Origin of the sequence: Actinophytocola sp., assembly GCF_035942955.1 — a bacterium.
GTDB lineage: Bacteria > Actinomycetota > Actinomycetes > Mycobacteriales > Pseudonocardiaceae > DASYTH01.
This window is the reverse complement of the sequence record NZ_DASZCQ010000227.1, coordinates 1-10203: the sequence shown is the minus strand read 5'-3', so window position 1 is coordinate 10203 and position 10203 is coordinate 1. Positions and strand designations below refer to the sequence as shown.

Sequence of the window (10203 nt, the reverse complement as noted above, 5' to 3'; positions counted from 1 at the left end):
ACCACCCGCCCAGCAACCGCAGCCGCCGGCCCCGCAGCCACCGGCGCCCGGTCCCCAGCCGGGACCGCCGAGCCTGACCGCCAGCGCGGCCGGGGCCTCGGTGTCGCTGATCGCCGGGGGCGCGCCGGCCGACCTGCCGATCACCGTGCGCAACACCGGCGGCAGCGTGTCCGGTCCGGTGAGCGCCACGCTGAACCTTCCGCCCGGCGTGACCGCGATCCCCTCCGGCCCGAGCGGGTTCGCCGGCGCGCCGCTGCTTCGGCTCAACGCCAAGCAGTCCAGCACGGTCTTCTGCCCTGGCGGCACTGGCACCGTCACCTGCGGGACCGGCGCCGGGCTGGCGCCCAACGAGTCGGTCACGTTGCTGTTCCGGGTCGTCGCCGCCGCGAACAGCCCCGGCGGCGAGATCACCGGGTCGGTCAGCGACGGCAGCCCGGTGAGCGTCCGGGTCGCCGTGCGGGTCGTGGTGCAGCCGCCGCCCACGGTCGACGGGGTCGAGGTGAAGGCGCACGGCAGCTGGCTGGACACCCTGCTGCCGGGCCTGCTCGGCAGGCCGCTGCTGCACGTCACCGCGACCAACACCGGCACCAGCGCCAAACCGATCACGGTGACGGTCAACCGGCATGGCGCCCGGCTCTCCTCGTCCACGCCGATGACCTGCACCAGCACGGACGCGTCCACGTCGTGCGCGACAACGGCCCCGGTCGAGCCGAGGAGCTCGGTGCACCTGTCGATCAAGCTGGCCACCTGGCTCGGGCTCCTGCACCGCTGCGACGATCCCTCGGTGGTGGTCACCGCGGTGCTCGGCTCGGCGTCGGACAGCCAGACGATCCGGGTCGACTGCTGGGCGCTGCCCGGCCTGCCCTGGCTGGTGCCCAACGGCACGGATGCGCCGCCCGCGCCGCCGGAGCCGCAGGCCCCGCCGCGGCCGCCGACCAAGCCGCACCTGCAGTCGCCGGCCGGCCCGCTCACGCCGTCGACCCCGCCCGCGCCGGTTCCGGACGTCCCGCCGTCGCCGCTGCCGAAGATCGAGCCGCCGAAACCGCCGGCACCCCCGACGACCACACCGACGGCACCGACCGCGCCGCCGCCCAGCGGGCCGCTGCTCGGGCCGCTGCTGGGGTGGCTGCTGCCCGGCTGAACCCGCAGTGCGGGGCACGGCGAACGCGATCAGTAGACTCCGCCGGCATGCCGTTGATCGAGACCGCGCTCGCCCGGGTTCCGGAGCCACTCCGAGCCAGGCTGATCAAGCACCGAGAGCTGCTGAAGTTCGCGGTCGTCGGCGGTATCTGCTTCGTGGTCACCAACCTGGTGAACTACGCGCTCAAGCTGACCATCCTGAACACCAAGCCGGTCACCGCGCTGGCCATCGCGGTCGTGATCGCGACGATCGTGTCGTACATCCTGAACCGGGAGTGGTCGTTCCGGACGCGGGGTGGGCGCGAGCGGCACCACGAGGCCGCGCTGTTCTTCCTGATCAGCGGCATCGGGGTGGGGCTGAACTCGCTGCCGCTGTACGTGTCGCGGTACCTGCTGCACCTGCAGGTCCCCCGGGTCAGCCTGCTGGTCCAGGAGATCGCCGACTTCGGCATGGGCATGATCCTGGGCACGGTGCTGGCCATGGTTTTCCGGCTGTGGGCGTTCAAGAAGTGGGTGTTCCCGCAGGCTGACGCCCGTCCCCGGGTAGTCCGCGGGTGGGGCCGGCCGCGCCGGGCGACCGGCGGCGCCGATGAGCGTGCGGCCTGAATCTTCGTAGACTGCGGACGTGACCGTCGTCGAGAGCGTGCTCGCCCGCGTTCCCGAGCCGCTCCGATCGGTACTCATCAAGCACCGCGAGCTGCTCAAGTTCGGCATCGTCGGCAGCACCACGTTCGTGATCGACAACGCCATCTGGTACCTGCTGAAGCTGACGATCCTGCAGCCCAAGCCGGTCACCGCGAAGGTGATCGCGGTGATCATCGCGACCATCGTGTCGTACATCCTCAACCGGGAGTGGTCCTTCCGCACCCGCGGCGGCCGCGAGCGGCACCACGAGGCCGCCCTGTTCTTCCTGATCAGCGGCATCGGCGTAGGCCTGAACTCGCTGCCGCTGTACGTGTCGCGCTACGTGCTCGACCTGGAGGTCCCGCACGTCACCCGGCTCGTCCAGGAGATCGCCGACTTCACCAGCGGCTCGATCATCGGCATGCTCCTTGCGATGGCCTTCCGCTTCTGGGGCTTCCGCCGCTGGGTCTTCCCCGACGACCTCGGCCGCAGGCGCCGCGGCAGCGTCGAGTCCGACCCCGTCACCGAGGAGCTCGGCCACTCCTAACGGTGTTCATTAGCTCGGGCAAGGCCGCCGGTCGCTGTGCTTGTTAGCTCGGGCAAGGCCGCCGGTCGCCTTCGGCGAGCGGCCGGGGGTTGGGTTGCTTGGGGGGTTGCGGGCCGGTGTGGGGGTTGGGTGTTGTGGGTGGTGGGCTGACGACGCCTGCGGGCAGGGGCTCGTTCCTCGCCCCTGCCCTTGTCGTCGTGCGGCGGCCGCCCTCGCCAAAGATCGGCGACCCCAGCGCACTCTCCAAACACCCCTCAGCGGGGGCCGCGCTCGGCCGGCCAGCGGACGCCGCGGACGTCGGCGGCGCGGGGGACGGGGAGGAAGACGGTGAAGGTGGGCGGGCGGGCGGTGGACAGCTCCAGGCGGCCGCCGTCGGAGTCGACAAGGGCGCGGGCCAGGGCCAGGCCGAGGCCGGTCGAGCCGCTGCCGGAGACGCCGCGCTCGAAGATGTGCGGGGCGAGCTCGTCTGGCACGCCCGCGCCGGAGTCGCTGACCTCGATCACCACGGTCTCGCCGCCGGGCATGGCCACGTCGCCGGCGCGGGCGGTGAGCGTGACGGTGCCGCCGCCGTGGCGCACGGCGTTGTCGAGCAGGACGCCGACCGCCTCGCGCAGCCGCGCGGGGGACGCACGGGCGAGCAGGCCCTGGGGCACCTTCAGCTTCAGCGAGCGGCCCTGGGCCCGCAGCGGCGCGCGCCACTCGTCGGCGATCGCGTCCAGCTCGCCGGCGAGGTCGACCGGGTGGGCGCCGGTGGCCCGCGCCTCCCGGGTGGCGGCAAGCATGTCGTCGAGCACGTCGGCGAGGCGCTCGGCCTGCTCGAGGGCCTCGCGGGCCTCGGCCGAGACCTCGTCGTCGCCCATCGAGGTCAGCGCCTCGAGCCGCAGCTGCAGGGCGGTGAGCCGGCTGCGCAGCTGGTGCGACACGTCGCCGACCAGCTCGCGCTCCCGCTGGACGAGCTGGGCCAGCGCGGTCGCCGAGTTGTCCAGCGCCTCGGCCACCATGTCCAGCTCGGCGACGTCGTAGCGGGTGCGGTCGAGCCGGAAGTCCCCGGCGCCCAGCCGGGACGCGCGGTCGGAGACGTGCCGCAGCGGCTGGGCAAGGCGGCGCGCGGTGATCATCGCGACCAGCGTGCCGATCCCGACCGTGCCGACCACCACCAGCGCCACCAGCGCGGCGACCTGGGCCTGGCGGTTGCGCATCGGCTCGGCGTCGACCGACAGCCGCACCCGGCCCTGGTGCACGATCGGGACCTCCTCGCTGACCGTGTCCGCACCCAGCTCCGGGCCGAGGCCGCGGTCCTGGGTGCCGGGCAGCGAGACGACCAGCCGGCCGCCGGTCGGCACGGCCAGCTCCACCCGGGACAGGTCGAGCGGGCGCCCGGCGGCGATCTCGTCGTCCAGGGTCGCCGCGATCTGCTGGGCCCGCGCGGCCAGGTCCTCCCTGGTCAGCGACTCCACCACCTGGAAGGCGGTGTAGCCGAGCGGGATGCCAAGCGCGCACGCCGTGATCGCGACGGCCAGAAGGATCGCGAGCAGGATGCGGCGGCGCACGGCTAGTCCGTGTTGAACCGGAAGCCGACGCCGCGCACGGTGGCGATGCGCCGCTCGGTGGACCGGGCGCCGTCCTCGCCGAGCTTGCGGCGCAGCCAGGACACGTGCATGTCGAGCGTCTTGCTGGTCTTGAGCTCCGGCCCGTTCCACACCTCGGTGAGGATCTCGTCGCGGGTGACCACCTGCCCGGCCCGCTGGATGAGCACCCGCAGCAGCTCGAACTCCTTGTTGGCCAGCGTCACCTCGCGCCCGTCGACGGTGACCAGCCGGGCGGCCAGGTCCACCCGCACCCCGTTGACCTCGATGGTGCCCGGCGCCCGCCTGCGCAGCAGGGCACGGATCCTGGCCAGCAGCTCGGCCAGCCGGAACGGCTTGGCCACGTAGTCATCCGCGCCCGCGTCCAGCCCGACCACGAAGTCCACCTCGTCGGCCCGCGCGGTCAGCATGAGCACGGGCAGGTTCCGCCCGGCCGCCCGGAGCCGCCGGCACACGTCCAACCCGTCGAGCCCGGGCAGCCCGAGGTCGAGCACGAGCAGGTCCACGCCCCCCGACCCGGCCGACTCCAGCGCACTGTGCCCGTCCCCAACCACCAGCACCTCGTACCCCTCGCGATGCAGCGCACGCGACAACGGCTCGGCGATCGCCGCGTCGTCCTCGGCCAGCAGCACCACGCTCACGGTGCACAGACTAGGCCGTCTCCCGCCGGGACCCGGTTGCTAGTGAGAGCGATCAGCGCCGGGCCCGGGTCGCCGCGAGGTAACGGTTGGCGGTCGGAGTCACCGACAGGCATACGGCCGCGATGACAAGCACGGCCTGGGCAAGCGAGAAAACGAGACGCACGGTGCTGGCCTGGCCGATCGTGATCAGTGTCATCGCGATGAGCAATACCCCGAGCACGACAAGTAGAATCCGTGCCCAGTTCCGCCCGGCCCGCAGTTTGTAGGCCAGCAGTATGACCAGCCCGGCGAGCAATACGACCAGCACCGCTGTGATAACCCAGCTCAGAACGACAACACGCTCCACATCCTGCTCGGTGAAAGATTGGTTCGTTTCCCGCAGACCGTTCCGGGCCTGCTGAGCCACCTCATCCGAGTAGACGAAGAGATCGAGAACAAACCAGATGACACTGATCGCGACGGCGGCCAGCAACAAACGAAAGGCATTGTTGACCGACGAGGGCCGGAAATGAGCGGGCCCGCTCCAGCGGGCTACCCTGTGCAATTCCGGTGGCACCGGCATCGGCGGCGCGACGTGCGGGGCGGTTGCCCGCGGATGAGGCGGCAGCCGCGGGCCATGCTCGGCCAGCGAGGCGACCATGGCTGGCGGTTCCGGGACGTTGCGCGGTCCGGATGGGAACTCGATGAGTTGATCGGGAGGTCGGGACCTCGCCCGGTTGCTCCGTGCGATGTACAGCTGACCGGTCACCTGGTTGTTCCGGGTCGGTGTCTGGCCCGGAGTGTGGGCCCGCACGCGATCGTGAACGTAGTGGTACAGCTCGTCGGCGTCGATCAGGCCGTCGGCGTTGAGATCGGCATCGCCGGTGCGCAGTCCTTCGATGATCGCGCTGGTGAACACCGACGGCTCAACCGCCGCGCTCACGGTTGCGCCGACGCCGCTCTCGAAGGCGAACTGTATGTGCGTCGAAGCGGTCATGACGGCGCAGCCCCGGCCCGATTCCGGGGACAGCTGGGGCAGCACGTCCACGGCGGTCTCGGCTTTGGGGATCCTTCCCGCCGGGAACGCGCCCGCATAGCAGCAGTCGAGCCACACCACGACCCGACGGGCCGCGCTCTCATCGATGAGCTCGCGGACGAACCGGGCGGAGACGGCGGTCGCGGCGAGAAGGTTGCGCCGGGAGTCGGTAGTGGCGAAATGCAGGCGGCCGGTCTCGTCCTTGATGCCGTGCCCGGAGACGTAGACCAGAATAAGATCGTCGCGGCCGGCGCCGCCGAACAGCTCATTGAGCCGGATTCGCACCTCCTCCGCGCGCCGGTTTACCAGCATGTCGACCCGGTAGTCGCCGATCCGCTCGTCGCGCAGGACCTCGGCCAGTTCACCGGCGTCGCGTCGCGGGGCGCGCAATTGCCGGAAAGCAGTGTCGGCGTAGGTGTCGGTGGCGATCAGAAGTGCGGTCCGCTTGCCTGCCATCACGGGGATCATACGGCTACCACCGGTGACATATCGCCGATATCGTCGGGTGCGTGACGACCCTTTCGTTGACCGTGGTGGACGACGACCTGGCCGAGGTCGACCGGCTGTCCCGGGAGTTGCGCAACGAGGTGTTGGCGCTGGACGTGGACCGGGCCGAGCTGGTGCTTGCCGAGGCGCCGGCGGGGGCGAAGGCCGACGCGGGGACGGTCGAGACGGTCCTCGTGGCGTTGAGCGCGTCTCCGGTCCTGGTTCAGCTTGCCGGGCTGCTGCGGGACTGGGTGAACCGGGCGAACGGGCGCAAGATCGTCGTGCGGGACGGCGACCGGTCGCTGGAGCTGACTGGGGGCTCGGTCGACGACAACCGGGCCGCGATCGAGAAGTTCTTCGGTTAGCGGCCGGAAAGGGTGACCGGGCCGCCGTGGGACGATCCGGTCATGTCTGATGACCTGAGCCTGGCGCTGACGCTGGCCGACACGGCCGACGAGATCACCAGGGCGCGGTTCCTCGCGCGGGATCTGGTGGTGGCGCGCAAGCCGGACCGGTCGCCGGTGACGGATGCCGACACCGCGGTGGAGGACGCCGTGCGGGCGGCCCTGTCGATCGCGCGGCCGGGGGACGTGGTGGTCGGCGAGGAGCGGGGCGGAACGCTCGGTGCGGGGCGGGCCTGGGTGCTTGACCCGATCGACGGCACGAAGAACTTCCTGCGCGGGGTGCCCGCCTGGGCGACACTGATCGCACTGGTCGTCGACGGCCGGCCGGTGGTCGGCGTGGTGAGCGCCCCGGCGCTTGGCCGCCGCTGGTGGGCCGCGGCGGGCGAGGGCGCCTGGGCATCCGGTTCGGACGGTGAGCCACGCTCGATCTCGGTGTCCAAAGTGGACTCCCTGGCCGACGCCTATCTGTCCACAACGGACCTGGGGGCGTGGGTGACGTACCACTCCCGGGAGCGGTACCTGGCGCTGGCCGACGCCTGCTGGGAAACCCGGGCGTTCGGCGACTTCTGGCAGCACTGCATGGTGGCCGAGGGTGCGCTCGACCTTGCCGCCGAGTCCATCGTGAACCCCTGGGACGTCGCCGCCATCCGGGTCCTCGTCGAGGAGGCCGGCGGTGAGTTCACCGACCTGTCCGGCGCGCCGCGCATCGACGGCGGCTCGGCGCTGTCGTCCAACGGACGGCTGCACCGCGCCGCCCTCGCCCTGCTCAACGGCGAAGACCCGTCGTGAGTCTTTGTGGGCTATTTACCGACCGCAGATAGACCCGACCATCGAACCGATCAGGGTGTGGTACCAAGATCGTTACCGGTCACGCCGTGCCCGCCCCTTACGGCACACCGAAACCGCATGTCACAACGCCCCTTGACGACCTCTTTACGCAGCTCGGACCAAAGCCTCCACTGCATGACCGAATGGCGGCAGACGCCAATATCATGAGGACATGTGGAAGGTGCCGGTCACCGCTGCGGAGGCACTGCGGTACGTCGTGGATGCGGCGCGACGTGAACGCTATCTCGGGCTCATGGTCATTCTGGCTCGCACCGCGGAAGCGCGAACGCTACACGAGGAGTTGGTACGGGACTGGACCAGCATTCATGACGTAACCGGCCAGAGCATTGCCGTGCTTTGCCCGGACCCCCGGTTCGTGCTGAGCGAGTCGGAGGAGGGCAGGTACTACGCGTTCGAGAACAACGTCACCAGATACTGGAAGAACCTGACCCTTGACGAGGCTCGCGATCTTCCCCACACCCGGCTGGTGCTTCCCCGCCAGGACAGTCTCCCCCGTGGCCAGCCGGTTCCGCTGCCACCCTATCCGGCGGAGGTGTTGCAGGCTGCCTGGACCGAGGCCGTGACCCGCTGTGCCACCTACTTCGGCATCCGCGAAAGCCGGCTCCCCGCAGTGCTCGTGCTGTGCTTGCGAGACGAACGGGACGTGCTGATCCAACTCCGGCCGCAGACGAGTATCTACCAGCTGTGCAAGCGAATCGCGTCGCACCCCGGCCACGAGCCGGGAGACGAGGAACGAATGGAGGAACGCGACGCACTCGCCGGACTGGTCAAACACCTCGCGATCGGTTTTGGTCACCATGCGCTGGTACCGGACAACGATCCTCCGCGGACCATGCGCAGGCTGCTGACCGTCGCAAAGGTGAGCGCGCAGTTCGAGGGGTTGCACAAACACCTGAGCATGATCGCGCACGTCGATCCCGAGCTGAACCTCGCTTGGTGCACGGGACTCGATGAGCTCACCGACTCGGACGCCGACCACAACGCCGTGCTGTCCTACCTGTCCGAGATGGCACAAGCGGTCCAGGCGCACCCACGCAGGACCGAGCTTCTCAGTCTGAACAAGAAGGCCCGCAAAGTTGAGCGTGCCGTCAAGGCAGCCGCGGATCCACCTCCGGAGTGGCGCTATCTCCCCGAAAGCCCGGCCGCGAGGGCCAAACGAGAGGCGGAACGCGCCCGAGCCCAGGCTAAACTGGCCGAACTGGAACGAGTGTTGAACAGCAGGCCGGGTTTGGCCGCCGCATGCGAGACCGCGGCCAGAGCCGAACTGGGCGCATGCGAGATCGCCCAGCTGGAACTCGACGAGTACATCGGCATCCGCCGGGGCTATCACACGCAGCGAATACACGCGGTGACGCCGGTCGGCCCGCCACCCGATGATGACGCGAACACCGCGACCCACAACGATATCTCCGGAACGGTGCACGGGGTCGCGGTGCAGGCGGGGCACATCGACGCTGTGCACTTTCACGGCCGCCGCAGGTTGTTCGGCACCAAGCGAAGGCGCGGCCGTCAGCAGTAGATCCAATGCTGCGACCATCCTCATGACCCCAGCGCAGGCCGTGAAGCGCCTCTCGGCAGCAACCCGCGTACTACGCATGCCCCGCGCCCGAACCACCCGCGCAACGGGCAAGCGCACCCGTGACTGCGACCCTGGCTACCCAACCCGGTGGCCGGGCCGCCTTGCAAGATCACCCCAATGGGCAGTTGTGATCAGCACCCGGTCGCCGTGACGGACATGTAAGCTACGCATCAGCCCAGTCCAAAGGCATGATCCGGTCATCGATCGTTGGTAAACCGATAGCACCGGAACAGACTCACGACACCTGGGCTGGGAGAACGCCGACCGCGCCGCGGACGACCTGGGCCCAGGTGAGGCGGCCGAAGAGGTAGTGGCAGGCCACCTGCTCGTTGCTGAACCGGGCCCAGTCGTAGCGGTTGCCCTGCTCGCGCCAGAAGACCTCCCAGCCGAACGTGCCGTCCTCGGCGGGCTCGTCATCCCGGACCAGGCACCAGGCGTTGTCGGCCTCGGAGCCGATCGAGATCACGTCCGCGGGCACGCCGACGGCCGCCAGCCACTCGACGATCGACTCGGCGTTCATTGCATGCCTCCCGTGATGTCCGCCAGGTAGCCGAGGGCCAGCAGCTCCGCGGCCGAGTACGTGGTCCGGTACCGCTCGCCGCCGCCGGGCTGGCCGAACCAGGGCGCCGACACCGTGCGCCACACCGGAAGCGGGCGCGTCACGCGGTACCGGTGGTAGCCGGCGTCGAGCCTCTCCGGGGGCAGCGACCGCCGGGCGAACGCCGTGCCGTCGACGGAGAACACCCGCCCGTCCGGCGAGCCGAACCGGTCGATCACCATGCCCTCGGCGAGCAGCGCCGGCTCACCCGGTGCGGTCCCGCCCTCGGGGTACCGCTCCCCTGGCGGCCACGCGTACTCCTTGCCCTCGCTGCTGATGCCCTGCGCGGTGACGCTGCCCAGCCGCACCAGGTACCGCCGGTCCCACTCGCGCTCGTGCTGCCCGCCGAGTGGATCATGACCCTCGGCCAGCACGGCCACCTCCGGATGATCGGCGGGCAGCCCGGCGGCCGGCTCGAGCGCGGGCACCCCGGCGCGCAGCTCGTCCAGCCGTTGCGCGGAGTCCACGAGGTGATGCTCGGGATGATCACCCGGCTCGAACCTCATCCCCGGCGCGTAGTCGACCTCGACCGGCGGTGGCGGCAGCTGCCGGGCCGGCCGGTCGGAGACGACCGGCATGTGCCCGATCGGGAACATGTGCACCCAGAACGGCACGCCGCCGAGGTCCCGCCGCTCCCTCGGCGCCGCCGCCGGCTGGGCGGGCGCGGCCGGAGGAGGCGGCGGCGATCCCGGGGGCACGGCCGTGGTCAGCGGACCCGGCGCCCGGCCGCGCTC

General features: G+C 70.7%; 10 protein-coding genes and 1 pseudogene. 6 read left to right on the top strand and 5 right to left on the bottom strand.

Annotated features, from left to right (window positions below):
- From VGX25_RS23400 to VGX25_RS23390, 3 genes and pseudogenes are all read left to right on the top strand, one after another.
- Positions 1-1141: pseudogene (locus tag VGX25_RS23400) on the top strand (hypothetical protein); the annotation flags it as partial.
- Between the two features lie 47 nt (positions 1142-1188).
- A complete protein-coding gene (locus VGX25_RS23395) occupies positions 1189-1746 on the top strand; it encodes a GtrA family protein (RefSeq protein ID WP_326920028.1) in 558 nt (185 codons plus the stop codon).
- A gap of 19 nt (positions 1747-1765) precedes the next feature.
- Entirely contained in the window at positions 1766-2311 is a 546-nt protein-coding gene (locus VGX25_RS23390; protein ID WP_326920027.1) for a GtrA family protein, read from the top strand.
- A 254-nt stretch (positions 2312-2565) separates the two neighbouring features.
- Here the strand turns inward: VGX25_RS23390 and VGX25_RS23385 are convergent, their stop codons facing one another.
- From VGX25_RS23385 to VGX25_RS23375, 3 genes are read right to left on the bottom strand one after another with little or no spacing between them, the layout of a single operon-like run.
- Entirely contained in the window at positions 2566-3861 is a 1296-nt protein-coding gene (locus VGX25_RS23385; protein ID WP_326920026.1) for an ATP-binding protein, read from the bottom strand.
- Positions 3862-3863: 2 nt separating this feature from the next.
- Positions 3864-4538 carry a response regulator transcription factor gene (locus VGX25_RS23380; RefSeq protein ID WP_326920025.1) on the bottom strand — a complete coding sequence of 225 codons (675 nt, stop codon included), beginning with the start codon at positions 4536-4538 and terminating at the stop codon, positions 3864-3866.
- 52 nt (positions 4539-4590) lie between these two features.
- Positions 4591-6009, bottom strand: coding sequence for a caspase family protein (locus tag VGX25_RS23375; RefSeq protein ID WP_326920024.1), 1419 nt, complete (start codon positions 6007-6009; stop codon positions 4591-4593).
- A gap of 53 nt (positions 6010-6062) precedes the next feature.
- Between VGX25_RS23375 and VGX25_RS23370 the strand changes: the two genes are divergently transcribed.
- The 3 genes from VGX25_RS23370 (at position 6063) to VGX25_RS23360 (ending at position 8811) form a co-directional block, all read left to right on the top strand.
- Positions 6063-6404, top strand: a complete 342-nt coding sequence (locus tag VGX25_RS23370; protein WP_326920023.1) for an effector-associated constant component EACC1 — start codon at positions 6063-6065, stop codon at positions 6402-6404.
- Between the two features lie 42 nt (positions 6405-6446).
- Positions 6447-7232 carry a histidinol-phosphatase gene (gene hisN / locus VGX25_RS23365; RefSeq protein ID WP_326920022.1) on the top strand — a complete coding sequence of 262 codons (786 nt, stop codon included), beginning with the start codon at positions 6447-6449 and terminating at the stop codon, positions 7230-7232.
- A gap of 211 nt (positions 7233-7443) precedes the next feature.
- Positions 7444-8811, top strand: coding sequence for a hypothetical protein (locus VGX25_RS23360; RefSeq protein WP_326920021.1), 1368 nt, complete (start codon positions 7444-7446; stop codon positions 8809-8811).
- 295 nt (positions 8812-9106) lie between these two features.
- Here VGX25_RS23360 and VGX25_RS23355 read toward each other — a convergent pair whose 3' ends face one another.
- Together VGX25_RS23355 and VGX25_RS23350 are read right to left on the bottom strand one after the other, a co-directional pair.
- On the bottom strand, positions 9107-9391 hold the full coding sequence (locus tag VGX25_RS23355) for a hypothetical protein (protein WP_326920020.1): 285 nt from the start codon (positions 9389-9391) through the stop codon (positions 9107-9109).
- Positions 9388-10203: TNT domain-containing protein (locus VGX25_RS23350; RefSeq protein ID WP_326920019.1), on the bottom strand; the 816-nt coding region annotated here is incomplete at its 5' end. The genes VGX25_RS23355 and VGX25_RS23350, both read right to left, overlap by 4 nt.

What these genes read in the sequence shown, in the direction of transcription:
- VGX25_RS23355 (WP_326920020.1), bottom strand. Translation starts at nt 9,391, where the DNA reads ATGAACGCCGAGTCGATCGTCGAGTGGCTGGCGGCCGTCGGCGTGCCC.
- VGX25_RS23395 (WP_326920028.1), top strand. Translation starts at nt 1,189, where the DNA reads ATGCCGTTGATCGAGACCGCGCTCGCCCGGGTTCCGGAGCCACTCCGA.
- VGX25_RS23360 (WP_326920021.1), top strand. Translation starts at nt 7,444, where the DNA reads ATGTGGAAGGTGCCGGTCACCGCTGCGGAGGCACTGCGGTACGTCGTG.
- hisN (WP_326920022.1), top strand. Translation starts at nt 6,447, where the DNA reads ATGTCTGATGACCTGAGCCTGGCGCTGACGCTGGCCGACACGGCCGAC.
- VGX25_RS23375 (WP_326920024.1), bottom strand. Translation starts at nt 6,009, where the DNA reads ATGGCAGGCAAGCGGACCGCACTTCTGATCGCCACCGACACCTACGCC.